Here is a 24,084-nt window from a genome sequence, read left to right as displayed (position 1 = left end):
CGCTCCCGCTGGCCCAAAATCGGGTAGCACTTCATCAGGTCACCGCACCGATCTTCTTCTGATGGATATTGGCGACTGTCATTCGTTCAATCACCTCACTTACTGGTTGACAAGAACAGCTTTTGTCACTCAATTTGGGCGAGAATAGCCATTCCTCTTTCGGATTGTTTGATGACAAGCGATTTAGAGTGTCCGTTTTGCGGTGGCGCTATAAACAATCTATCATGCTCGGAATGTGGTCATAAGTTTCCTCAGATTCTGGGTTCACCTTTCATTGGGGCATATCAGTCTGAAGACATACTAGGTTTAATTGAGATCGCAGCAAATGTTCCAAACAGAAAATCTGTTGGGCTGGCTCCCGAAACGGTGGAAGAGATTGAAGGGCTTTGCTACGGCTACTACACATCGACCGACAAGGTTGAATTCCTGGCAAGTGTCCAAGATAGGCACGGACCCTATTTCCTCAACCGATATGCGGAATGGGAGGAAGTTCACGAGTTGACGGCCGATATCGATTTGAACGGCAAGGCCGTCCTCGATGTTGGCGCCGGTGTTGGGTATGATAGTCATCGTTTGGCTAGCAAGGGAGCGAATGTTACCGCCATTGAATTCAGTCCGATCTTACAAGAAGTAGGGGCGGCAAACTTTCCGAAAATTCGATGGGTTGGCGGGATGGCGCACGCACTGCCATTCGCCGATGAGTCCTTCGACATGGTCTTCTTCAATGCAGCGCTGCACCACATGCGCAATTTGCCGACTGTAATATTTGAAGCATTACGCGTTCTGCGCCCCGGTGGGACGCTAATCACCACCTGTGATTCATTTCGGCCCGATAATACGTCGATTTCACAGGAGTTGCAGATATTCGACGCGGACGAGGCCGTCCTGCTTGGCGTCAACGAACAGGTGCCACGTTTTAGGGATTTTACAGATACACTAATCCTGCACTCGGACTGCGTGAGGGTCGATCTCTATACCCACACTCTGTATGGCGGGATAGATGGCAATGGGCCTAATGCCACTCAGCTTCTGAAATGGGGTCTACAGGACGCGGATCGACTGAGGCAGCGCTCTGGCTCGTTAGCGATGCGAGTGAAAAAACTGAAAACCGTGCCAGGCAGCAGAGGCAAAATCAAGGGATACGCCCTGCAGCCAGATCATTTTGCTAGCTTGCTCACAGATCAGGCATTAGCGATATCCAGCCTAGCAGACTTCATCCCCAAAGAGTATGTGAATAGAAAACTATCGGCGCCACACACTAAATTTGATCTCTTGAATGGCTGGCGAATGCCGCGGGAGAAGGAGGTGCATCGCCGGGCTTTCAAACGTGCGCGCTGGTTCTTTAGCCGACTGCTCTCGAAGTCTGTTACCTTTGATGTGCGGTCTGTCCACCCAGCATCGTTCATTGTTGTCTTAAATGGCAAGCCGGCCAGCAGGTTTGAAGCGAACGCCGATTGGCGTCGTGTATCTGTGAATATCGGCGAAGTGCCTGCGCGCAAGACGTTCGCGTTGGAAATCCAGCGCGAAACCCCTGCAAGTACCTTCGAAGAAGGGCACTTCGAGGTTAGTCGACTATCGATGTCCAATCCGCTTGATCGCTTCATCGTTTAAAGATGTTCGGAAAGCAAGAGAGCATAAGGAAGGTAGAGGCTTTTTCGAGAAGCTGCTGCCGCCAAGCCGGATGAACAGGGCAACTGTCACGAATCGCTAAAGTAAAGGCGTTGCCCGTATTCTTAAGGTATGTTGGTGAGAGGCACTGCGGGCTACACCAATCACATCTATAGCAAGCGCGAGACCACATGGTGCCAGTGGATGTCAACACTCCAAACTACCGCCCGCGCACCTTCGCCGAGTTTCGACTGTTTCTCAGTAACATCCCGACCGAGTTTAACACGTCCAAAGACGATGAAGAGCGTCTTCGCGAGGTGGCCGGAATAAATTGACGGAAACACGGAGGATAGCGGAAGTGAACCAATTCGACGTGCACTTCCCCCAAGTCTCCTATCCTCGGGCCGCATTACGTCAGGCAAGCTGAAGAGACGAAACGTAGGCGCGGAAGCGGACCGTTCGAGGGCGGCTATTCGAACTCTACATTGGATTGGTTTTCCCCTCGCGTCTCCGATCGGAGGCTTTCGGTCTGTCGCTGGCGAAGGCGGAAAGGTTCGGAAAGCCGATTCTCAGCTGCGAGATACGAACCAGCGAAACAGGTCATCTCAATTGTGTCACCGGAATCGTCGTTGCGCCGGATGACACCCGGCAACTGACGAAGGCAATGAACGATTTGGCGAACGATACCGAACTTACGCAGCGCTATGGAGCTGCAGCATTCCATCGCTATATAGAAAATTTCACGGCAGCGCGCATGGTTGCCAAATATGTCGATCTTTACAGGACCCTAAGCTGACGCTGACCAAGGATGCGGTTAACGCTTTCCGAGGATCGGATCTAACCCATCAGGGCCTTGTACCAGACGGCATACGGCTGCATCAGCCACCACTTGATCGGCACGCTGCCGTGATGCTTCCGGACTGTGCGGATCGCCTCGCTGTAATGCCGACGGCGCAGGGTGTTGGTCTTAGTCGTTTCATGCTCCCGGTTGACAGCGACATCTTGCTGCACAAAATAAAGCGCGCCGCGTGCCTTGAAAAGACGCCACCAGAGGTCGTAATCCATGACCATATGCAGGTCCGGATCGGCACCGCCGACGGCTTCCCAGGCCGAGCGGCGGATGAGCGTCGCGGGCTGAGAGATGATGCAGCGCAGCGCCAGCCTGCGCTCGCTAAACGGTTCCACCCACACCGGATAACGTCGTCCGCTCTTCTCGACAACGTTCAACGCGAGGCCATAGGCCATCGGCGCATTTGGAGCCTCGTCCGAAAGCGCGCGGCAAAGGTGCGCCAGCCCGCCTTTTAGATACCAATCGTCGCTGTTCAGCCAAGCCACGTATGGTGCGCTGCCGCACGCAATGCCCTCATTAATGGCAGCCGCCTGCCCATTGTCGCGATGGCTTCTCCAACCGGCCAGCCGATGTTCCCATCGACGGATGATGTCAAGCGAACCGTCCGTGGACCCTCCATCCATGACGAAGACCTCGACCGGCACATCCTGCTCAAAGATGGACTGTAGTGCCTGATCGAGGTATCGGCCCTGATTGAAGGACGGAACAGCGATCGTCACCAAGGGTGCGCTCATAGCTTACCCCCCCACTCGCCCTTGAAAATCCGCGTAGGCCTTGACTATGCCATCTACTAGAGACGTGCTTGCCTGCCAACCGAGGTTCTTCATGCGATCAACATTTAGGAGTTTGCGCGGCGTGCCATCTGGCTTCGTCTGATCGAAAACAATATCTCCGGAAAAGCCCACGACCTGCATAACCGTCTCCGCCAGTTCGCGAATAGTCACGTCGGTACCGGTGCCGATATTGTAAAGTCCCTCGGTAATGCCGCTTTCCATAAGGAACACGCTGGCATCCGCCATGTCATCGACATAGAGGAACTCGCGCATGGGCTTGCCCGAACCCCAGACGACCAGTTCGCGATCGCCTCGAACCTTAGCCTCGTGCGCCTTGCGGATCAGCGCAGGCAGCACATGGCTATTGTTCAGATCGTAATTGTCGTTTGGACCATAGAGGTTAGTCGGCATGGCGGAGACATATTGCGTCCCATACTGGCGGTTGTAATTCTCGCACAGCTTGATACCGGCAATCTTGGCAATTGCATAGGGCTCATTGGTCTGTTCCAGCAAACCTGTCAGCAGGTAGTCCTCGCGGATCGGCTGAGGGCAATCTCGCGGATAGATGCAGCTGGAGCCGAGAAACAACATGCGGCGCACGCCGGCCTGCCAAGCCGCGTGGGTCATGTTGGCTTCGATCAGAAGGTTCGCATAGAGAAAATCGGCACGGAAAGTATTGTTGGCATGGATGCCCCCGACCTTGGCGGCAGCCATGAAAATGAAATCGGGCTTCTCCCCTGCGAGAAATGCGGTGACCGCTTGCTGGTTGGTCAAGTCGAGTTCCGAGTGGGTGCGGGTGACGATATTGCCGTAGCCGTTGCCCTGCAACCGCCGTACGATCGCCGATCCGACCATGCCGCGATGCCCGGCAACATAGATCTTCGCCAGCTTGTCCATCGGCTCACTCGTGATAGTCATAGGCTGAGAAGCCGTGGCGCTTGACCAGTTCGTCGCGCTCAGCCGACTTAAGGTCTTCACGCATCATTTCCCGCACAAGTTCCTGGAAGGTGATTTTGGGCGTCCATCCGAGTTTTTCCTTCGCCTTCGTGGCGTCGCCCAGAAGGGTTTCGACTTCGGTGGGGCGAAAATAGCGCGGATCGACGGCGACAATGCATTTGCCAGCGGGATCATAACCCTTCTCGTCGACGCCTTCGCCCTTCCAGGTGATCTCGATGCCCACCTCGCGCGCGGCGGCATCGACGAATTCGCGGACGCTGTACTGGATGCCGGTCGCGATTACAAAGTCCTCGGCTTTCTCCTGCTGCAGCATCAGCCACTGCATCTCTACATAGTCCTTGGCATGGCCCCAATCGCGCTTGGCATCCATATTTCCGAGGAACAAACAGTCCTGCAAGCCGAGCTTGATGCGGGCGATCGCGCGCGTGATCTTGCGCGTCACGAAAGTTTCGCCGCGCACCGGGCTTTCGTGGTTGAACAGGATGCCGTTGCACGCATACATGCCGTAGGCTTCACGGTAATTGACGGTAATCCAGTAGGCGTAAAGCTTGGCAACGGCATAGGGCGAACGCGGGTAGAACGGCGTGGTTTCGCGCTGCGGGGTTTCCTGCACCAGTCCGTAGAGCTCAGAGGTCGAGGCCTGATAGAAGCGGCAGGTCTTTTCGATACCGACAATACGCATCGCCTCGAGAATGCGAAGGGCGCCCAGAGCGTCGGAATTGGCGGTATATTCCGGCTCCTCAAAGGAGACAGCGACGTGCGACTGGGCCGCAAGATTGTAGATCTCGTCCGGCTGGACCTGTTGGATGATGCGTGTCAGGCTGGAAGAATCCGTCATGTCACCGTAGTGGAGGATGAATCGGCGGCCGGTTTCGTGTGGATCCTGATACAGATGGTCGATGCGGTCGGTGTTGAAGAGCGACGCGCGCCTTTTCAGGCCGTGAACCTCGTACCCCTTCTCCAGAAGGAGCTCAGCCAGATATGAGCCGTCCTGCCCCGTTACACCTGTGATCAGCGCCTTTTTCATGTCCTATCCATTCTTCCGTAAAGCGACCTGTAAGCATCATCGGCACGCTTGTGTTTCAAGAGATACGCGATATGGCACATGATACGCTGCGTCGTATTCATCCTGCCATCAGCGTGGGAATGACGGAGTTCCGCCATCTCGCGCGCGCCCCGCTGGCGAAACTCCTTTTGGGATTTCTGATCGCCATGAACGCGGAACAATCCGAACAGCCCGGGCACATGATTGAACACCGCCCCTGCTCGCATGAAACGCAGGATCAGATCCCAGTCCATCGCGAAATGGAAATGCTCGTCGAAACCGGCTCCCGCCCTATCCCATAGATTACGCCGCCAGAACATCGTCTCCTGAGGCACATAATCGATAAACCGCAAGACCTCTTCGTCGTGCCCCGGCAATATCCAGCGACCTATTTCGTTTCCCAGCTCATCAACGATGAGACGATTTCCATAAATCACCTCGACCGATGGATTGTCGCGAAAGTAGCGACCAACCAGATGAAGCGTCCCGGGTAGCAGCATATCGTCGGAATTCAGATAGGCCATGATCTCGCCACAGCTACGGGCAAAACCACGGTTCAGCGCATTTGTCTGTCCCTTATCGGCTTCCACAATGATGTCAACACCGCGACCGAGATAATTCTCAAGTATTGCCTGCGAGCCGTCGGAAGATACTGCATCCTGTAGGATATACTGCAAAGCTGGGTAATTTTGCGACAGGACGCTTTCGATCGTCATGCTGACGAAGCGGGCTTGGTTGAAGGACGGCGTTACGAGACTGATCTGCGGGAGATTGCGATCGTCGCCGGACTGCGCGATCGTCGATATACTGAGCGGACGCGGGGGATACTGATGAAACAGACCGAGACGCAGCCCCGCCATGCGCCTCAGCGTTGTACCGAGGCCGAGCGCAGATAGTGTCGCCCTCATACCAGACCACTCTCCTTGCGGAACCACGCGGCATAGCGCGCCAATCCAGCCCGCCAGTCAACGGAGGGTCGCCAGCCCCAAGCCACTGCTCGGGATATGTCGGCCTGATAGTCGCGCGGATCGCCATGCCGCTCGGTGCCACAAAACACCGGGCGGTCGTTTTTGACCATAAGTTCGAAGAGCTCGCCGACGACATCGGCGACGGTGACAGCAACACCAGACCCGCCGTTTGCCACCGGGCAATGCGGGCCGGCGTTATCTGCTGCACAGATCATGAGTTCCGCTGCGTCGGAAACATGCAGCCAGTCGCGTGTTTCGAGTCCCGTGCCAAAAAACTCAGTTTCGTCGGCACAGATGCGGCGACAGGCATCCCAGAGCAGTTGCTTGCGGAAACCCTCACCGTAGATCGAGAACAGACGCACCACAGCTGCGTTGAGGTTGAAAAGCCGTGCGTGGTCGCGAACCAGTTCCTCGGCCAAACGCTTGTGTGCGCCGTATGGGGAAGCAGGACGAAGGGGCGCATCCTCCCGTATTGGAAACTGCTCGGCGATCCCATAGACCGCGGCGCTCGACGGATAGACCAGAGTCGCTTGCGGGCATTCGCGGCGCACGAATTCTAGCAGGTCGGCCGTAGCTGATACGGTTCTGCGAAAATCCAGATGCGGGTCGCTGATCGAAGCACCCACGGAACCGCTGCCTGCGCAATGAACGATGAGGTCCGGCCGGATTTCCAGAGAGCGCAGCTCTGCAAGAGAGACATCGTTTTCGGCCCAGCGCTCGATGCCCCAGGAGCGCTGTTCCTCGACGCCCCAACTGCCGTGACCGATGCCATGAACGGTCCAACCCTTCTGCGCAAGGGCAATAGCCACATTCCGGCCGATCGAGCCGTAGGCACCCGTTACCAACGCGATATCAGTCACTCTGCGCACTCAACGATCCTTCCGGGAGCCGCCACCGCGGCCGATATTCCCTCTTGCGCTGCTTGCCGGGAAAGGCGGACGCGACCCTCCCAGTCAAATTCAGGCGGCTTTGCGACTCAACTCGCCTACAGGTTTTCCTTCTATGTGCAAACGCGTCCAGCATTCAAGCAGTACGAGCTTGTAGAGGAAAGGCAGGTTGTAGGCGGATAGGTCCCGGGACTTCTCAGGCGCGATCAGGCCTTGGCGCACCAATGCACCGTTTTCGACGAGCGGCAGGAAGTGGGTCACGATGCCGTGCATCCAATCGCGCACAGGCGGCGTGAAACCCTGCTTCTTGCGAGACAGGACATCGGCCGGCAAAGCGTCGTGCAGGGCTTCGACCAAGAGCCACTTGTGCGGCTTGTGCCAGTCGACGAGGCCGCTGTTACGCATACCCGTCACCCGGTCTACGAGCTCGACATCCAGAAGCGGCAACCGGCCCTCCACCGAATGCGCCATGCTCATGCGATCGAACAGGGCCAGGCAGTTCGACCGCAGCCAGGTGCGGTTCAAAAGGTTCGAGATTGCCAGATGCAGGGGCCGCGAGAGATCGAGCGCGGCCTCCTTCAGCCAGTAGCCCTCCGGCAGATGTTCAAGCGCCTTTTCCGGCATGAGCTTGCGCGACCAGGCGTCGCCGTTGCGCAGATCGGGGTGGACCCCGAAGAAATCCGGCTTTTCGGGCGGCTTATGCCCCATAAGCCGTTTCCACCACGGCAGTTTCACCTTCTTACCGGCCAGCAGCTTCTCGTTGCGCGACATGGCTTCGCGCACCCATTCGTAGCCCCAGAAGAATTCGTCGCCACCCATGCCGGACATCAGGACCGGATAGCCGGCCTCGCGGGAGGCCTTGGCAACGGAGTAGTAGCCGAAGGCGGCTATGTCGCCAATCGGCGTATCCATGACGTCGACAAGTGCCGGGAAGCCGTCAATCACCTGGTCCGTGTCCAACTCCACTTCCGTGAAGCCGATGCCGAGATCCTTCGCAAGGGTCTCGGCAAAACCACGCTCATCCGTCTCGGGCCGGCCTTTGTAGCCGATCGTGAACGCGTGCAACTGGCCCGGAAAATGCCTCGCCGTCAGCGCTGCGACCAGGCTGGAATCGATGCCACCAGAGAGCGCGACGGCGACGGGAACATCCGCCGTGCCCATCAGACGGCAGGCATTGTCAAGAATTTCCTCGGTAACCGCGACCGGCTTGCCGGCATCTTCGCGGACCTCGGACAGATCCCAGTAGGATTGCGGCGCTGCATCGAGCGCGCCGGGCTTCAGCAGCAGATAGTGGCCAGCTGGCAACAGTTCGAGACCCTGGAGCGGGGTCAGCGGCTCCGGGACGTACTGGAACGTCAGGAACATGTTGAAGGCCTCCGGTGTCAGCTTCAGCGGCTTAGGCATCACGGAGGAAACACTTCGGATTTCGCTGGAGAACCAGATCCGCCCGGCATCGCCGCGATGCAGATAAAGGGGTTTTTCCCCCATCCTGTCGCGGGCCAGGAGCAGTGTCCCGTTACGCTTGTCCCAGAGCGCAAAGGCGAACATGCCGCGCAGCTTGGCGAGGCAATCGACGCCGTATTCCTCGTAGGCATGGATGATCGTCTCGACATCGCTCAGGCAGGAGAACTGGTGCCCGAGCGCGCGCAGTTCCTCGCGCAAGGCATCGTGATTGTAGATCTCGCCATTGCAAATGATGACGATGTCGCGCGTCTCGTTGAAAAGCGGCTGGCGTCCGCCGGTGAGATCGATGATCGACAGGCGACGCATGGCGAGCATCACATTTGTGTCGTTGAACATGCCCTCCGAATCGGGACCGCGATGCTCCAGCAGCGCGTTCATCCGGCCGACGCCGGCTATGTCCGCCTTTGTCAGAGCCAAGTTTGAAATCATACCGCTAATGCCGCACATGCTCGCCTTCCTATTCCTCTATCCCGCTTTCGGCGCACGGCCGGCCGCTTCGTTTACAATGGCGACAAACGCATGCGCGGATGCCACCCTCGCAGCATTGCGCCTATCGGCTGCCGCGCGTTCCGTCTCGACACAGGGCCCGGCCGCCAATCCTGGTAATACCCGCTCGATCCGTTCAGCCATATCGTTCGCATCCGCCACCCTGAACAGATGACACTGCTCGAGATCGTTCAACTGTTCCTTGTGAACCGCGATGTCCGATGCCAGGATGGGTCTACCCAGGGCCTTAGCATCTTCTATCACGGTGCTCCACCCCTCAAACAGGGAGGGTTGAAGCACGAGGCTTGCTGCACGAAAAAGTTCGATCTGATGGTCCCGAGGCACGAGCCCCAGGATCGTCACCTGATCGGCGATTCCCCAATCGGCGAGGCTCTGGACGAGCCTGTCGTAATAGCCGGGATCGCGGCGATCCGATTGCAGGCCGGTGCAGACCATTCTGACGATCACGTTGCGATCCTTCAGGATTTTCAATGCCCTGAAGGCCGTCTCGTGATCCTTGTGCTTCCAGAAATGGTTGGCAACATAGACGAAGCGTTCCGGCAGACCGTAGGATTCAAGTATCTGCTTGCCGTCGCCCACCTCACCGGCGTCGATGCTGCTGCAGAACGACCAGACACGCGGCACGACCGTCGCATCGGGAAAGAACCGGCGGAAATCGGCGAGCGCGGCATGGCTCGACAGGAGCAGGACACCCTTTGTGGCCGCGATCTCGCCGATGCTGCGGGTGCGGGTCGCCAGTTCCTCCGGCGAAAAAAGCTCGGGGAAATGAAATATTTGGAAGTCGGGCACCCAGTAGAGATTGGTGCGCCAGCGCTGCGAGGCATCGAATGCCGGGAAATAGACGGTGTCACGGGCCGCCGGCCAGGATGCGCCGAGGGCAGGCGCCCGGCGAAGGATCGCCCGGTGAAGGCGCCGCGCGTGGGCCATCAATCCGACTGACCAGCGTCCGGCTTTCTGACGCGCCAGCACAGGATAGTTAAGCATTCGCCGAGCGAGCGCGGTTTCGCCCGATGATAGGAATACCAGTCGCGCATCAGGTCGATCTCCGACAGGCATCGAGGACAGCGCAGCAAGGAGATTGTCGATATAAATCGATCCGCCAAGCCACTGCGCGTCTTCCAAAAACTCGATCCGTAGCTTCAACCTCATGCACGGCCTATCCCATCGCCTGCCGGGCGATGTCATGGAAAACCCGGCCGGCATCTAGGATGCGGCCTTCCATCTCGCCCCGCGCCACCAGTTCCGATGCCCGGTCCGGCCCAGGTGCAAGCCCGGCCCAGGCGGCGGCGAGCTTTGCAGCCAGATCGGAGGGCTCGTGAGGATCGAAATAGGTGCAGCGGGCAGGATCCTGCTCACGGTGGACCGGAAGGTCCGACAGGAAGATCGGGCGACCTATGGCGCGCGTATCCTCGACCACCGTGCTCCAGCCCTCGAACAGTGACGGCTGGACGATCGCCGCGGCGCGCCGGAAGATTTCCACCTGCGCAAGACGGTCGATGAGGCCCAGAAGTTTGACCTGATCCCGGAGACCTTTCTCCTCGATAAAGGCGAGAAGCCCGGCAAAATGGCTTTCGTTGCGCCTGTCAGACTGCGCCCCTGTGCAAACAAGTGGGATGGTAAGACCATAATCGCGCTTAAGCATTGTGAGCGCCTTCAGCACTACGATATGGTTCTTGTGCGCCCAGAACTGGTTGGGCAGATAAAGGAATTTTGGCGGCAGTCCGAACTTCCCGACTATCGAATCGTCAGCCGCCCCTGAGGTCTCCAGCAGCGAACAGAAATGCCAGACGCGCGGCGTCGCGGGCTGACCGGGATAGAAGGAGCGAAAATCGACAGCGGCAACCTCGCTGCTGACAACGATCACACCGGGCTTTGCCGCCAATTCCGCGATGGAACGGTCGCGCGCGGCGATCTCGTCTGCCGAAAACAGATGGGGAAGGTAGCGGTGCTGAAAATCCGGGATCCAGCGCATGGTCACCGCGCCTTCCACCTCGCGCCCGAAGCCCGGATAGACAATATCGATCGGCGGCTCGGCAATCTTAAGGCCGATCTTTCGCGCAATCCGCTTCAGCAGGTCTGTCTTGCCACCCAGAGCACCCGCCAGATGATTTTCGGCAAGGAACTTGCCGACCACATCCGGCGCCCCGAGGAGCTCGACATGCGGGCGCTCATTGGCCGGCAGCCGCGAAAGGCAGATGGCGAGGTTTTGTAGATACAGCACGCCGCCCATCCAGGTCGGATCACTGATCAGCTCTATTCCGATGCGAAGTGTGCGCTCTGGTCCGTTCACAATCTGTGTAGCTCCCGCATCGACCGGCGCCAGGCCCGTTTCCTGCCAATTTTCGGTATCGGGTTCCAGGCGAGCCGGCGCAGACGCTCCAGCTGGGCGCGATCGGGGAGGTTAGAAAAGTCGAGCGTCGTCAGCCCGAACCATGCCTCACTCTGCAGCGTGCGGAGAAGACCGCGCTTCCGCAGCGTCGCCACATCCAGGCCGACGGATTGCACGTCCGCTTCCTGCACCGGCCCGGTGGCGGCCACCAGGAACAACGGCAGGCGGATCACGCCTGGAAATATCTCAGGACGGCACAGCACATCGGCACCCTCGGTTCCGATCGCCTTCCAGAACTCCCGAAACATCCGACGCTGGTTGCGGACATACGCGATGGTGCGTCCGGGCAGAGAAGTGAGCCAGAAGATCGGCAAAAAGAGAGGCCTTGCCCCCGTGCGCAAGGTCAGATCGATGACGACGCGCTTGATCAGACGCATGCGGTTGCGATTGCGGTAGGCAGCCGGCGCATGACGGCCGATGAAGCGCCAATGGTCACGCACGTTGCTCATGGACCGGCGCGAGAACAACTCGTTCCAGATGGAGCGAAAAGTGCGGCGCCCCTGCGTCGGCACGATGCCAGTTTCCTCGATATGCGCCATGATGCGGGTTTCATAGGTCACGCCCAGTTTGAAGCCGTGGCTTTTCAACCGGCAGAAGAACTCATAGTCGGCGAGGTAATGCGGCAGCATCTCGGCATCGACATTCCCCGCGGCAGTGATCATCCGCAACGGGATGATGCTGCCCCGGCCCGGAAGCACATCCACGTCGTCGCGATAGATCTCACCGGGATCGGCATGCTGCCTGACTGGGAATGTGTAGCTCTCCCAGTCGACATATTCGCCGGCATCGAGAATCTGCGCATGGTCGCGGCTGTCGACGATCAGCCCGCCGACCGCCGCGTCGTGCTCGAGCGACGCCTTGACCAGCGTTTCGACGTAATCGGGAACCAAGATCGTATCGTTGTTCATCATCAGGACGAAATCGTCCGGTCGACCTCCAAGCGAGAGAACATGGTTTATGCCCAGTGCCATCGACCCCGACCACCAGAGCTCCTTGTCCGTTGTCAACACCGTTACGTCAGGAAATTCTGTGCGAATGGTTGCGACACTTCCATCCGTCGAGCCACCATCCGAAACGATGATATTGATCGGCTTCCACGTCTGGGCCTGGAGGTAAGCGATGCAGGCGCGAGTGAAATGCAGCCTGTTGAATACCGGAATGACCACATGCACGGTCTGACGGCCAGACCCGGCCGCCTCTGTCGCAGCGCCAATCTCCGCCCCGGCATTCATCTTCACGTGCCAAGACCGGAGGAAGAATCAAGAATTTCGCCATTCTTGCCGATAACCAGGAAGTCGATCTGGCCCTCCCAGGGGAAAGAGGTGAAGAACAGGTCGCGGTTGCGCTCGAAAAAGTCCTGGAACGGATTGGTATAAGCGCTTTGAAGCGCTTCGAAGAATTCGTTTCCGAGTTCACGGCGCTCGCTTTCGTTCCATTCTATCAGGCATAGCGTATTTCCAAGCCTAATGCTGTGCCAGCGATGATGGTTCTGCAGCCGGGTGAAATTGAACATCACATCCGAAAGACGCGTGGGCACTTCCAGGTAGCCCCGCTTGCCGACGCGTGACAGTTCGCGCATTGCCCGGCCGGGATTGTCGAGGTGCTCCATCACATGCGAGCAGAATACGAAGTCGTAGGCACCATCCTCAAAGGGCAGCTTCTCGATATCGACCTCGAAAAACGTACGGCCGTCGAGAACCATGGGTTCGACGCGATGCGTCGTTTCCTCGGGGAACTTGTCGGCGAGATGATTGGCGCGCTTAAATGGATAGCCACCCGATCCAACGTCCAGTACCAGATCGGTTTCGGCGATGTCCCACTTCATCACTTCGTTCTGGTACGTCCAGGTGCTACGCACCGGTTCGGCGCGTTTCTCAAGTCCCGGAGCCAGTACCCAGGCCTCTTTCGGTAACTGCGTCAACAGAAGCTCCTGCGCCGAGTGACGCAGTTCCGCATTGTCCTCTATCCCGCTCGACCTCACCAGTTCCTTGACAATCGGAAGCAGCCAGCGCACATCATCAGCGCCGGCGGCCTTGGAGAACCGCGAGCGCGCCTTCATCCAAGCTTCGAACTTCTCGCGCCTGCGGCGCTCGAGACGGTTGACTATGCGTGTCAGCATCACTGTGTCCCAGTTTCATGTGGGCGGGATATGACCGCCATCAGTTCTTTCGTGACAGGCAGCGTCGAGACCCTGGCGCCAAGCTCGGCAAGCATGACGGCAAAGCTCTCCTCGCTCCAGAACCAGTTGTGGCCGAGGAACTGGTCCCCCATTCCATCAGGCACGACGATCGCCACCGTGCCGCCCGGACGGCAGATGCGTACGAGTTCGGCAGCAATGAGCTTCGGATACTCAAGATGCTCTAGCACATCAGTGCAAAGAACCACATCGAAGGATGCCGTCTCGTAGGGCAGCGTCTGGTGGATGACGAACTGCTGGAATGCGCCGTCGGGCATGGCCCGAGCCGCACCCTCGACAGCCTTTCCAGAAAAATCCAGGCCGAAAACCGCAAGAGTAGGCCTCCGGTGGCGCACCTCGCGCAGCAGGTCGCCGACACCGCAGCCTATATCGCAGACGCTTCCGCCTTCCGGCAAATATACCTCGATTTGGTCAACGATCTCTATCGTCAGCTTGTCACGCGCGTGGTTGCCTTCTGCCTTGAAAGCGGCGAGATTGGAGTTGTCGCCCCATAGCAGGTCATAACCTTCGGCCGAATTGTCCTCCGTCAGCCAGCCTACCCCGAGGTCAGCGCTACGCGTCTGGTCTGGAAGCAAAACCGCGCGATAGCGGTTTTTCGGGACCAGCAGGAATCGATCGACCGGGCCATAGACATACTTTCCTTTCGGAACATAATCATAGTGGCCTTGCGGGATATGATCCCAACCGTCGGCCGAATAGGGCTGGTTGCCGTGAATCTCGCTTATCACGGGCTCGACAAAAATGTTATCCGCCAATTGCCGAAGCAATGTCGCAACTCTGCGTCGAAAACCTCTCCCGCTCAACTCCTTCTTTCCTTCTCGCACAAATAGGCAAACGCCAATGCATATCTTGGATCGTTTTCCTTCAACCCTTTTGTAAGGAAAGGCAAAGCGAGGCATCGTAATGCGACACGGGCAATAGAACCTAGTTTCGATCCCATCACCTTCTTTTCGTGAAGGAATTCGGCAAAAATCAGCCAGCGTCCGCCGATAGGTTGACGCGATAGAACGCGAAAGGGGGAGAGCAACTTATCGAGCGCCGAGGATGAGAACCTGAAAAAATCGTCCGGAGCGGCATGATAATAGTACATGAACGGTACGATCAAAAGAAACCGACCTCCTGGGGCCAGCACACGATATTGCTCTTCGAATGCAGCCTGAAAGTCGAATAGATGCTCCAGGGCGAACACAGAGACAAGCGCATCGACAGAGTCATCTGGCAGATCTAGCTTCGTCATGTCCAGAACCATATCGAAGCCAGAAACCAAATTGCTTGTCAGATATGACTGATCCGACGGCAGGAATTTCTTGTAATAGTCGCTGCCCGCACCAAGCTCCAGTATCGTACCAGTTCCTTGAAGAGCGGGCAGAAATTTGATCATCGCCTCGTCCGTCATAGCTCGCGCCGGGGTTCGGCCATCCGCCATGAACTCAGAAAGAAACTTCAATGGAAGCTCCGGAGGAGTGATCTTTCGAACATCCTCCGTCGTCATCGTGAATACGCCGCACTCGTCCACGGTCTTTTTGAAAAAAGTATTCATGCTAGCTGCCCCCATTCACAGTAGCGTCGGAGCTATTGGCGAAGCCTGGAGACCGGGCGTCAGTTCGAACGTGCTGTCCAGATGCATCACCGCATTGTTATCGGCATACAGAAACAAGTCCTTGGGGTGCAAGACCACGAATCTTCCTGCGCCAAACCAGTAGAACAGGTGCGCGCCCACCTCTTTACGCGTAATTCCTATATTGACGACGTAGGCACCTGGCCTAAAATTCGGCGCCGGAACCCTAACTCTCAACACATAATGGCCTGGCATGACCTTTGGTAAGTCAAAACCCTGCTCATAATTGTCCAGCGTAGCGATAAATCTATAATGGACAGCATCTATTGTATAACGGATTAGAAGATTTTCTTGCGGTTCTTTTATCTCGATATCGGCAACGATTTCGATACTTTCCTTAAACCGAAATTCACCACCAAACCTTCGACCATTTTCACCGATCACCTCTACCGACGTGCAAATAACGTCACCGGTGCCGCCTTTGGTATGACCATATTCCGCTTTGTCCTCATCCTCGGAGGCCTTCTTGTCGTGAGCCGAAACCGCGCGATCAAAGCGGCTCGAAGCGATCGAGGCGTTTCGAGAGTTTTGATCGTCATAGGCCCGTATGGCATCTTCCGCAGGACCGTCGACCAAGACTGAGCCGCGGTTCATGAAAAGACCCCTGTCACAAACCGACCAAATTGCCCCTGGCGAATGGGATACCAGAATAATCGCCGTTCCCTGGCGCTTTAGTTGCAGAATATGATCGAAACATTTCTTCTGGAAATTCAAGTCGCCGACTGCCAGCACCTCGTCCATCAGCAGCACGTCGGGACGGCTGAGCGCCGCGATCGCAAAGCCGAGGCGGACATACATGCCACTCGAATAGTTACGCACGGGCAGGTCGATGAAGTGATCCAGTTCGGAAAATGCAATGATCTCATCCATGAGCCCATCGATCTCTCGCGTCGACAGACCAAGCAGCGCGCCGTTGACATAGACGTTCTCGCGTCCGGTTAGCATGGGCGCGAAGCCAGCTCCGGCGGCAATAAGCGCGCCGACACGGCCGCGGATCTGGATACGCCCCTTGTCAGGTGCATAGACGCCGTTCAGGATGCGCAGCAATGTGGTCTTGCCGCAGCCGTTGACACCCATGATGCCGAGCGCTTCGCCGCTGTTCAGCTGGAAACTGACATCGTTGACGGCCCAGAACTCGCCTTCCCGAAGGACATCCGCCGTGCTCGGACGGCCCGCGAGCTTGCGGGCAGAATCGCGAAGTCCATATTTCATGGATTGCCGCAGGGTCAGGCCAAATTTTTTCGAAACCCCCTCAGCGCGGATCGCCCAGTTATAAGCACTCATAGCCGCTCAGTAACCTTGTCTTTGATCAAATAGAAGGCGTGAACGCCGATCCACAGCACGATGACCGAAAACAGCGAGGCTGCAATATAGCCGAGCCAGGACGGTACGGTCCCGAGCACGACGATGCTGCGCGGCGCGTCAACCAGATAGGTCAGCGGATTCCAGAAAACAACCTGCTGGAGAACGGGATTAGCAAACTCGGCCGTGTAAACGACCGGCGTCACATACATGACAAGGTTGATCAGCGTCACGAACATGCTTGTTACGTCGCGCGCCACGGCACCGACAACTGACAACATCAGACCAATTCCCACTCCGAGTGCCATGATCGGTAAGACCGTCAGGGGATAGAGGACGACCCAGACCGACGGGAACCGCCCGAAGACTAGTAGAAGCAGAATGAGCACCAAGAGATTGACGAGGAGATTATAGCACAGCGAGGCAAGCCCGGTGACGGCAAGGCCGATCTTCGGGATATTTGTGCGCATTACGAGGTCGGTATTGGCAATCAGTCCATTGGCGACAACCGATAGAGCGGAAATGAAAACGCCCCAGATCGTCGTGCCGAGATATACATAGATCGGGTAGGGTATTTCCATATTGCCGGGGTTCAGGATGCCCGTCAGCTGCATAAACACAAAGCTGGCAATGCCGAGCAACGGGACCAACACAATCCAGAGGTACCCAAGAAGCTTCTGACGAAAGCCGGCGACAAAATCTCGCTTGAAAAGGTGCCACAACACATGCCGCGACCATGAGAGCTCACGGGCAGCAAGGACGACGGAACCGACAGGTCCCAGGACGTCGCCGACCGCTTCATAGGTTCGCACGATCTTTGCGGGTTTGCTTACAGGCTCCACAGTCATTGGCGCCCGCTTGCAGCAATCGGCTTGACCGCAAGGAACGAGTAAAGCCGGCCGGGCGTCTGGTCACGCGCATTCAGTGCGGCCACCAAACGCTTCATTAGCATCCGGCCAATGAAATGCCTGCTGCTGAAGATGAGATTGGTTAGCGGCCGACCGATCATGGCGGCGACCGGCCGCGTGCAATGGACGAAGCATTGATCGGGCGTCATCGGGAAGTAATTGATCGGCGAATCCAGCGGAGCGAGCACCTGATCGAGATGCAGTCCGGCATCGGTCATCGCCGACAGGTATTCCTGAAGTAGGAAGGCATTTTCACCGCCATAGAATTTATGGAGCGCATGCGCATCGAGGAAAGCTTGCAGATCTTCGCGGTGGCTCAAAACATGCTCGCGGGTGGCGATCATCACACCGCCCGGCTTGAGGACACGAAAGACTTCGCGACAAGTCTGCGGCAGATCGCGGGCGTGATGGAGTACCTGGCGGGCGTTGACGACATCGAAGGTATTGTCGGCAAAGGGCAGCTTCTCGGAATAGTCGCCCGCAACCTTGATGGTCAGCCCGCTGCTGGCCGAGAGGGAATGAATGGCACCGGCACCGACCAGCATGCTGGGGTCGGGCTCGAGAGCCGTCACGTCCCAGCCGTCGCGCGCCATGGCATAACTGCTGATGCCGCGGCCTGCGCCCAGGTCTAGCGCCTTTCCGCCGGGCGTCGGAAGAAGGGCGGCGATGGCCTTCCACTCCGTGCTTGCCCAAAAGCGCTCGGCCGCATCCTGCAGCGGATCGTCGAAGTAGCAGGCGCGTACAAGTGCCTGCTGATCTTTCTGATCGCGCAGCCATTGTACCGACTCTTCCCAGCTCATTTGTTGCATTCGCAGTCCTTAATCTTTCAACTAGTCGAGGCTTGTTTCTGCGAATACGGCAAAAAACAGCCACATGAAAGCTGCACAAGCGCTTTCAACCATTATGGGCGCGTACCTCGATTTCCACCCTACCCAGTCGGACGGAACTGCTATAGGAGGAGCACGCGTATGTCCAGAGTGGCGAGTTAATGAAGATACATCCAGCTATCACGGGAATTTTTTGCGGCGCGCTAGTATTCTCAGCTTTGTTTGTTGGAACCAAATCGCTCCAGAGCAACCCGACATCTTCTCCGCAGGTTGTGTCATCACACGCCCTTGTACGAACAAACATTATCGGCCTTGAACTTCCGCAGATTGCAGGGCTGAGCGCATCGTTCAATGTTCTGCTGGGCGACAGCATTGTTGAAGCGCTTTACACGGGACCGTCGTCAATTCCAATAATTGATGCCGGTATTGGAGGCGGGGGTGTCGATTCGACACTCGTGGTACTTGACGGACTTGGTCCTTACAAAGGAAGGATCGATACAATAGTCCTTGGGATTGGCGTCAACGACGCCTATTCCGGTCTAGTCAACTCCGACAGCGCGGGTAGATCGGACTACCTGCAGAACTGGACAATCCGCTATAAGGAAATCATTGATAGGTCAAAAAAGCTTGCCCGCGCCGTTTATTTGATACCCGTTCTTCCCGTTGAAAATGGAAAGGAATTGGGAAGTAAATATTTCGATGTCGACATGATAAATCAAATGAATCAGAAAATAATCGAGATCAGCGCCACTTCGGGCGTGTCAATCGTGCCTTTGCCGGTAAGTTTGGCTGGAGACGGCCATGGGCTTGCCAACTCGGGCTCCACAACAGATGGGGTTCATCCAACTGCAAAAACCTATGCTGAATTGAGACAAGCAATCATGAATGTACTTAAAAGCGAGGCACTCAAAGACGTCAATTGAGAGCGCACTTAGCTTCTCTCCAGCTCCCTGATCTGTCGGGCAGGATTTCCGGCGACAAGGGTCCAGTCGGGGACATCCTTTGTAACAACCGACCCGGCGGCAACAACTGCGCCCTCACCTATCGTTACACCTTTAAGCACAGTCACATTCATACCAAGCCAAGCCTTGTCGCGAATGACGATAGGACGCTTTTCGACAATATCCCAATTTTTCAGCTGTGCCGCTTGAGTCAGACCGCCGGACGCTAGTCCCGCTCGCCAGTCTGCGACATCTTTTGATCTCTCCCTCCAATCAAGGGAATGGGAGTCATGATCGACGATCGTACAACCCCAAGAGATCAGCACATTGTTCCCAACTTCGATGGCTGTCGCGCAAATGAGCATTGATCCACCAATAAACGTATCATTGCCAATCGCGACATGGCCTTGCGCGTTCTCTAAGACGACCCTGCAACTCAGGACTGAGTTAGATCCGATTTTGACTCGCCCTTCCGTTTTGCCGGATCGTATATCCAACACATAACCGAGGAGTATGGTGCCATCACTCGTTGCATTGGACGGATTGGTAATGGCGTCGCGCGATTGGCTTTCCCGCACAAAATTAATTATTGGTCGTAGTGCTTTAGCGGCGAGATTACGGGCGATACTTCGCATCTATATACAACTCCTGGTGGAACGTCTTTGGTGACAATCGCTTTAGCAGCAATGACACTGCCTCTGCCAATCCGAACACCCCGTAATATCGTAACGCCGAAACTGATCCAAACATCATCCTCGATCACAATTTCCTGCGAAACAATTCCAGGTAGCTGCGAATGCTCTTTCGGGTGGCCGCGTGTAATTATATCTCGAAAGTGATTGTGACGTTCTGCCATATTGGTTGAGTGCGCGGTCCCATCATGGATATTTACGTCGTGCGCAATCAAAACGCGATTGCCAATCTTGATTGACTCCATAGACCAGATTTCGGTTCTGTGACCCACGTAACACCAATCACCAATGGAAATGCGGCCACCATGGCCGTAAGTTACCAATCTGCCGCGGACAAAGGAATTGGATCCAACGGTTATCGTCTCCGGGCCACCCGAAAAATTATTGACTTCGGCTTCTGGCGTTAACGAAGATCCCTCACCTAATAAGCAGGCTTCAGCGCCATGAGCGCGCCTACGCTCGCGCTCAAGTTCACGCGACAGCCAGCCGAATGCTCTTCGCTTGAGTTTATCACGAAAACGCATTGATGAGTTTCCTATGTGCCCTGCGGGCAAACGTCTTCAGGTACGCAATCACTCCGGCTGCCGGCACATCCAACGACGCCGCCGGGGCCTGTGTTTTTCTGAAGAAATCCTTCAGTTGCGTGAAGTGGCTCTCCTCGAAGGCCGTTTGCGCAGGAAAGAAGAGGCGCTCCGGCAGAGCGGAGCCGGCGTAAAGTGTGGCATCGCCCTGATTGAGGAAATCGTCGACGCCACAGTGCACGCCGGATCCGTCAAAGCCACCATTCCATACCAGGCTTTTCGAAGGATAGACGACAAGCCCCCGTTTGCGCGACACGGCAAACCACCAGAGTATACCCCAGGAGTCATTACGTCCGGAAATCCGATCTTCTAGCATCGCCGTATAAGCGGAACTGCCGTCGAAATTGAAGAGGCGCATCCACTCACCATCTCGGCGCGCAGCTTCCAGATCGGGAACATCGAGATTGAAATCCTTCCAAGCTCGCTGCCACGTTGCCCAACCCCACGTCGTTGTTACTGGCAAAAGGAAGGCATCCTCAACCGGATCTTCCGGCGGACTAATCGTGAAACCGCCCACCTGAACGACGCCAGGCTCGTTTTCATAACGATCAAGCGATTCGATCATAAAGTGCAAAAAATCAGGGCTTACAACTAAATCATCCTCGACAACGACTGCCCGCCCGTAGCGCGAGCACAGTTCACTGACACCGGCTGAAATCGAACGCGCAAGCCCGATGTTCGCCTCTCGCTCAACCACCGTCGCGTTCAGCGTCTTTGCCCAGCGGCGCAAAATTTCACGTGTTTCAGCGACCTTCGCGCGCGCGCTTTCGGTCTTGGCTGCATCGGAGAAAAAATAGAAATCGCAGTCCTGAAGACGTCGTGATCGCGAAAGAGCGAGCAGCGCACGCTCCGTATGCTCCGGTCGGTTATAAGCGAATACTGCTACCGGCGTCCTGTTGTTTTTCGCATACGACTCAATTGAGCAAATACTCAAGATTGGCCTCGACTTATTCGGATATATGGGGTGCCTTAAAGGACCGTTTGACGGTCAAACCCTATGTGTTCGTCGCTACGACCGCCAGACCTAAGCTCAATGCAAGTGAGCCGAATAGTTGAGGCTCCGTGCATTTGCAAGCGAATTGTGCGGCCTTCCCGAGCTATGCATGTAAGTCGGAGATCCAACAAACTTACCGGTAGAGTTCAAATACGCCTATATGCGCTCTGTAGGCTCAACCAACTCACGATATAATTCCACATAGGCTACAGCCATCTGTTCAGCTCTAAAATGCTCATTGTATCGACGCTTGGCATTCACACCGAACGACAGAGCCAATCGCTCGTCCTCCCAGAGTCTCACCATAGCGCTGGCGAGGGAATCAACGTCGCCTGGCGGGACAACCAAGCCAGTATTCCCATCCAGGTTAACGAAACTCGTTCCCGTACCGATTTCGCAGGATATCATCGGCTTGCCAAACATGGAGGCTTCGACGAGAGACAGTCCGAACGCCTCGGAGCGCAGATGTGACGGAAACACTAGACCGAGGCTGAGATCGAAGATCGCGCGCTTGTCAACATCCGGGAGAGCTCCTAGAAATCGGACGCTGGTGATGTTTCGCCGCACTATCTGTTTTTCCAGATTTCGTCTCAGCGGTCCCTCGCCGACAATTACCACGTCAAGACCTGTCTTGGCCGCGGCTTCAAGCAGGAAATGAACCCCCTTGTAATAGCGCAGGACCCCGACAAAAAGGAAAAACCGCGGAGGCAGCGTCGCCTTCCAATAGGCCCTAACCGCACCATCGACATCTGGATAGTCCGCCTCAGCCAACCCCAAAGGAATAACAGACGTCTTCGACTTGAATTTTCGAAGAACCTTACTCGTATCCAGATAATTCGGCGAGGTCGCGACAATGCGGTCAACGCTTCCAAGGAAGCTATTCATTAGGGGCCTATAGAGTCGCAGAAGTGACCTCTGCTTCACGATATCGGAGTGGTACGTGACGAGTGTCGGTTTGTGATGATGCGACAGCAGGTGCACTACATCCATAAGTGGCCAGGGAAAATGAAAATGAACGACGTCGGCCGTTGCGCTCAGCTCCTTAAAACGCCGGAAAACGGCTCTCGAAAAACCTGTGGAAGCGAACTCAAAATCAAGCTTGGCCTTATACGCCATGTGGCCATCAAATAGCCTTGTGTTCGCCTGCGGTGTCTGACTCAGCGACAGGACATCACTCTCAACACCGTACTTTTGCGTACCTTTCGCAATTGCATGGATAGTGCGTTCAACGCCGCCGAACGTATCCGGCCAATACGTCTTGAAGAAATGAAGGACTCTCATTCGCGCTTTCGATATCGGCCGGGACGTGCTGGGGAGCCCCGGCATTTTAGGTAGCATAGCTCCTGCTGACGCCCCTCTATCTGATCACAGGCCCTACGCCAACACCTGCAATCAGAGCCTCGACCGGCCCAGCGCATTCTGTACAAGGAAAATATGTCGTGAAATCCACGCGACTGACCCACGGATCAGTTCGGGCGATTTCGTGTGCTCGAACTATGTAGTGACCTTCCCTTCCTCAACATGATCCAGCAGGCGAACGCCACGCCTGAGAAGACGAAGAAAAACGATTCGCCGATTGCCAACCGGTTGTTGGAGTTCGACAGGATCGTCCCGAGAAAGAACAGCGTCACCATGCTGTAGGCCAGAAGCGTGCTGAGGCTGATCAGCTTCTTACGCTGTGCAAACAGTACCCGCCTGTACATGGCGACCGCCAGAATGGCGAAGACGATCATGCCGAACAACCCATGGCGGACAAGCATTTCGAAATAGCCATTGTGAAGCAGCGTATAGGGAACTTTGGAATAGGTGGTCGATTGCCAGAGCGTAAGCCAGTGGTTGCCCGCACCAAAGGCGGGCGCCTGGGAAAAGACTTCCCAGGAATTCGCCCACAACTGCAGGCGCTCGCTCATGGCATTCGGCGTATCCTCCGAGGCGATTGCGGCGGCAACAGCGTTCCATACGCCACCCTGCGTGGAAATCGCCGTCTCGATCCGCGCGGTTGCCTCATAGGTCGGGCCGGCAAATCTCCAGATATCATCGCCGCCGACAAAAAGCGCTGCTGCAATGACAGCGACGACCGCAGCTCCTACCAACGCGGCGCGGCGTCTGTTTGCGTAAAGCAGCAGCGAGGCCAGCATGAGCGGCCCGACGAGAACGAGGCTCAGCCAGACGCCTTTCGCCTTGGAGCCATAAATATTGAAAAGGCAGAGTGCGATGACAGATACGGCGACGGCGGCTATCCAGTTGCCGGAACGGCGCGCGAGCTTGCCGGTCTCCCAGGCGTGCAACAGCCAATAGAAGGCGCCGATCATCAGGAAGCCGCAGCCAATCGCGCCATGGATCAGGTTGTGATGGAAGAGCGGCGAAATACGTGCGTTACCTTCCAGGATCAGCCGGTAGTCGGTGGAGATCAGCAGGGCGGCGAGGGCGATCGGGAAATAGATCGCAAAGACCGTTTCGACATGTTTCCGGCTGGAATAAAGCGCGATGCCAACAGCCGGGAAAAACAGCGGAAAGGCGTAGAGCCAGTCGGACGCGCCCTTTTCACCGTCGACGATCAGGCCGAAGAGGAAGCG

The 24,084-nt window shown here is 56.5% G+C and carries 23 protein-coding genes; 3 read left to right on the top strand and 20 right to left on the bottom strand.

Features of this window, described 5'->3' with window-relative positions; genetic code table 11:
- The first annotated feature begins 171 nt into the window (after positions 1 to 171).
- Positions 172 to 1,611 (top strand): class I SAM-dependent methyltransferase, encoded by a 1,440-nt coding sequence (locus tag AB4Z13_RS31320; RefSeq protein ID WP_442207648.1) that lies wholly within the window; start codon positions 172 to 174, stop codon positions 1,609 to 1,611.
- Between the two features lie 487 nt (positions 1,612 to 2,098).
- A complete protein-coding gene (locus AB4Z13_RS31315; protein ID WP_442207647.1) occupies positions 2,099 to 2,404 on the top strand; it encodes a glycosyltransferase in 306 nt (101 codons plus the stop codon).
- Positions 2,405 to 2,445: 41 nt separating this feature from the next.
- Here the strand turns inward: AB4Z13_RS31315 and AB4Z13_RS31310 are convergent, their stop codons facing one another.
- From AB4Z13_RS31310 to AB4Z13_RS31240, 15 genes are all read right to left on the bottom strand, one after another.
- Complete coding sequence (locus AB4Z13_RS31310; protein WP_442207685.1) at positions 2,446 to 3,177, bottom strand: glycosyltransferase family 2 protein; 732 nt, start codon at positions 3,175 to 3,177, stop codon at positions 2,446 to 2,448.
- A gap of 18 nt (positions 3,178 to 3,195) precedes the next feature.
- Complete coding sequence (locus tag AB4Z13_RS31305) at positions 3,196 to 4,128, bottom strand: GDP-L-fucose synthase family protein (protein ID WP_442207646.1); 933 nt, start codon at positions 4,126 to 4,128, stop codon at positions 3,196 to 3,198.
- Positions 4,129 to 4,132: 4 nt separating this feature from the next.
- Positions 4,133 to 5,215: a GDP-mannose 4,6-dehydratase gene (gene gmd / locus AB4Z13_RS31300; RefSeq protein WP_439017347.1), complete on the bottom strand. Its 1,083-nt coding sequence runs from the start codon at positions 5,213 to 5,215 to the stop codon at positions 4,133 to 4,135.
- Positions 5,212 to 6,141, bottom strand: a complete 930-nt coding sequence (locus AB4Z13_RS31295; protein ID WP_442207645.1) for a glycosyltransferase family 2 protein — start codon at positions 6,139 to 6,141, stop codon at positions 5,212 to 5,214. The genes gmd and AB4Z13_RS31295 overlap by 4 nt, the downstream gene beginning before the upstream one ends.
- On the bottom strand, positions 6,138 to 7,061 hold the full coding sequence (locus tag AB4Z13_RS31290) for an NAD-dependent epimerase/dehydratase family protein (protein WP_442207644.1): 924 nt from the start codon (positions 7,059 to 7,061) through the stop codon (positions 6,138 to 6,140). Before AB4Z13_RS31290 ends, AB4Z13_RS31295 begins: the two co-directional genes overlap by 4 nt.
- Before the next feature lie 99 nt (positions 7,062 to 7,160).
- On the bottom strand, positions 7,161 to 8,999 hold the full coding sequence (asnB, locus tag AB4Z13_RS31285; RefSeq protein WP_442207643.1) for an asparagine synthase (glutamine-hydrolyzing): 1,839 nt from the start codon (positions 8,997 to 8,999) through the stop codon (positions 7,161 to 7,163).
- Between the two features lie 18 nt (positions 9,000 to 9,017).
- Entirely contained in the window at positions 9,018 to 10,208 is a 1,191-nt protein-coding gene (locus AB4Z13_RS31280; protein WP_442207642.1) for a glycosyltransferase, read from the bottom strand.
- Between the two features lie 7 nt (positions 10,209 to 10,215).
- Positions 10,216 to 11,349 carry a glycosyltransferase gene (locus AB4Z13_RS31275; RefSeq protein WP_442207641.1) on the bottom strand — a complete coding sequence of 378 codons (1,134 nt, stop codon included), beginning with the start codon at positions 11,347 to 11,349 and terminating at the stop codon, positions 10,216 to 10,218.
- Entirely contained in the window at positions 11,346 to 12,680 is a 1,335-nt protein-coding gene (locus tag AB4Z13_RS31270) for a glycosyltransferase family 2 protein (RefSeq protein ID WP_442207684.1), read from the bottom strand. The genes AB4Z13_RS31275 and AB4Z13_RS31270 overlap by 4 nt, the downstream gene beginning before the upstream one ends.
- A gap of 2 nt (positions 12,681 to 12,682) precedes the next feature.
- Positions 12,683 to 13,567, bottom strand: coding sequence for a class I SAM-dependent methyltransferase (locus AB4Z13_RS31265; protein ID WP_439017341.1), 885 nt, complete (start codon positions 13,565 to 13,567; stop codon positions 12,683 to 12,685).
- Positions 13,567 to 14,373, bottom strand: coding sequence for a class I SAM-dependent methyltransferase (locus tag AB4Z13_RS31260; protein WP_442207640.1), 807 nt, complete (start codon positions 14,371 to 14,373; stop codon positions 13,567 to 13,569). Before AB4Z13_RS31260 ends, AB4Z13_RS31265 begins: the two co-directional genes overlap by 1 nt.
- 71 nt (positions 14,374 to 14,444) lie before the next feature.
- Positions 14,445 to 15,185, bottom strand: a complete 741-nt coding sequence (locus tag AB4Z13_RS31255; protein WP_439017339.1) for a methyltransferase domain-containing protein — start codon at positions 15,183 to 15,185, stop codon at positions 14,445 to 14,447.
- Positions 15,186 to 15,200: 15 nt separating this feature from the next.
- On the bottom strand, positions 15,201 to 16,547 hold the full coding sequence (locus AB4Z13_RS31250) for an ABC transporter ATP-binding protein (RefSeq protein WP_439017338.1): 1,347 nt from the start codon (positions 16,545 to 16,547) through the stop codon (positions 15,201 to 15,203).
- Positions 16,544 to 17,413 carry an ABC transporter permease gene (locus AB4Z13_RS31245; protein WP_442207639.1) on the bottom strand — a complete coding sequence of 290 codons (870 nt, stop codon included), beginning with the start codon at positions 17,411 to 17,413 and terminating at the stop codon, positions 16,544 to 16,546. Before AB4Z13_RS31245 ends, AB4Z13_RS31250 begins: the two co-directional genes overlap by 4 nt.
- Entirely contained in the window at positions 17,410 to 18,282 is an 873-nt protein-coding gene (locus AB4Z13_RS31240) for a class I SAM-dependent methyltransferase (RefSeq protein WP_442207638.1), read from the bottom strand. The genes AB4Z13_RS31245 and AB4Z13_RS31240 overlap by 4 nt, the downstream gene beginning before the upstream one ends.
- 179 nt (positions 18,283 to 18,461) lie before the next feature.
- Between AB4Z13_RS31240 and AB4Z13_RS31235 the strand changes: the two genes are divergently transcribed.
- Positions 18,462 to 19,223 (top strand): SGNH/GDSL hydrolase family protein, encoded by a 762-nt coding sequence (locus tag AB4Z13_RS31235; protein WP_439017335.1) that lies wholly within the window; start codon positions 18,462 to 18,464, stop codon positions 19,221 to 19,223.
- An 8-nt stretch (positions 19,224 to 19,231) separates the two neighbouring features.
- On the opposite strand, the gene AB4Z13_RS31230 is transcribed toward AB4Z13_RS31235, so the two are convergent.
- The 5 genes from AB4Z13_RS31230 to AB4Z13_RS31210 all read right to left on the bottom strand — a co-directional run.
- Positions 19,232 to 19,876 carry an acyltransferase gene (locus AB4Z13_RS31230; protein ID WP_442207637.1) on the bottom strand — a complete coding sequence of 215 codons (645 nt, stop codon included), beginning with the start codon at positions 19,874 to 19,876 and terminating at the stop codon, positions 19,232 to 19,234.
- Positions 19,828 to 20,457, bottom strand: a complete 630-nt coding sequence (locus AB4Z13_RS31225) for an acyltransferase (RefSeq protein ID WP_439017333.1) — start codon at positions 20,455 to 20,457, stop codon at positions 19,828 to 19,830. Before AB4Z13_RS31225 ends, AB4Z13_RS31230 begins: the two co-directional genes overlap by 49 nt.
- Entirely contained in the window at positions 20,444 to 21,448 is a 1,005-nt protein-coding gene (locus tag AB4Z13_RS31220; RefSeq protein ID WP_442207636.1) for a glycosyltransferase family 2 protein, read from the bottom strand. Before AB4Z13_RS31220 ends, AB4Z13_RS31225 begins: the two co-directional genes overlap by 14 nt.
- A 216-nt stretch (positions 21,449 to 21,664) precedes the next feature.
- A complete protein-coding gene (locus tag AB4Z13_RS31215; protein WP_442207635.1) occupies positions 21,665 to 22,789 on the bottom strand; it encodes a glycosyltransferase family 4 protein in 1,125 nt (374 codons plus the stop codon).
- A gap of 185 nt (positions 22,790 to 22,974) precedes the next feature.
- Positions 22,975 to 24,084: O-antigen ligase family protein (locus AB4Z13_RS31210; RefSeq protein WP_442207634.1), on the bottom strand; the 1,110-nt coding region annotated here is incomplete at its 5' end.

This window comes from Rhizobium sp. YAF28, assembly GCF_052113285.1.
GTDB lineage: Bacteria > Pseudomonadota > Alphaproteobacteria > Rhizobiales > Rhizobiaceae > Rhizobium.
The sequence above is the reverse complement of the archived record's forward strand: the minus strand, read 5'-3'. Positions and strand labels throughout refer to the sequence as shown.

Coding starts and splice junctions, on each gene's coding strand:
- AB4Z13_RS31270 (WP_442207684.1), bottom strand. CDS start 12,680: ATGAATGCCGGGGCGGAGATTGGCGCTGCGACAGAGGCGGCCGGGTCT.
- gmd (WP_439017347.1), bottom strand. CDS start 5,215: ATGAAAAAGGCGCTGATCACAGGTGTAACGGGGCAGGACGGCTCATAT.
- AB4Z13_RS31280 (WP_442207642.1), bottom strand. CDS start 10,208: ATGAGGTTGAAGCTACGGATCGAGTTTTTGGAAGACGCGCAGTGGCTT.
- AB4Z13_RS31245 (WP_442207639.1), bottom strand. CDS start 17,413: ATGACTGTGGAGCCTGTAAGCAAACCCGCAAAGATCGTGCGAACCTAT.
- AB4Z13_RS31230 (WP_442207637.1), bottom strand. CDS start 19,876: ATGCGAAGTATCGCCCGTAATCTCGCCGCTAAAGCACTACGACCAATA.
- AB4Z13_RS31265 (WP_439017341.1), bottom strand. CDS start 13,567: ATGCTGACACGCATAGTCAACCGTCTCGAGCGCCGCAGGCGCGAGAAG.
- AB4Z13_RS31215 (WP_442207635.1), bottom strand. CDS start 22,789: ATGAGAGTCCTTCATTTCTTCAAGACGTATTGGCCGGATACGTTCGGC.
- AB4Z13_RS31240 (WP_442207638.1), bottom strand. CDS start 18,282: ATGCAACAAATGAGCTGGGAAGAGTCGGTACAATGGCTGCGCGATCAG.
- AB4Z13_RS31250 (WP_439017338.1), bottom strand. CDS start 16,547: ATGAGTGCTTATAACTGGGCGATCCGCGCTGAGGGGGTTTCGAAAAAA.
- AB4Z13_RS31305 (WP_442207646.1), bottom strand. CDS start 4,128: ATGGACAAGCTGGCGAAGATCTATGTTGCCGGGCATCGCGGCATGGTC.
- AB4Z13_RS31255 (WP_439017339.1), bottom strand. CDS start 15,185: ATGAATACTTTTTTCAAAAAGACCGTGGACGAGTGCGGCGTATTCACG.
- AB4Z13_RS31320 (WP_442207648.1), top strand. CDS start 172: ATGACAAGCGATTTAGAGTGTCCGTTTTGCGGTGGCGCTATAAACAAT.
- AB4Z13_RS31225 (WP_439017333.1), bottom strand. CDS start 20,457: ATGCGTTTTCGTGATAAACTCAAGCGAAGAGCATTCGGCTGGCTGTCG.
- AB4Z13_RS31235 (WP_439017335.1), top strand. CDS start 18,462: ATGAAGATACATCCAGCTATCACGGGAATTTTTTGCGGCGCGCTAGTA.
- AB4Z13_RS31295 (WP_442207645.1), bottom strand. CDS start 6,141: ATGAGGGCGACACTATCTGCGCTCGGCCTCGGTACAACGCTGAGGCGC.
- asnB (WP_442207643.1), bottom strand. CDS start 8,999: ATGTGCGGCATTAGCGGTATGATTTCAAACTTGGCTCTGACAAAGGCG.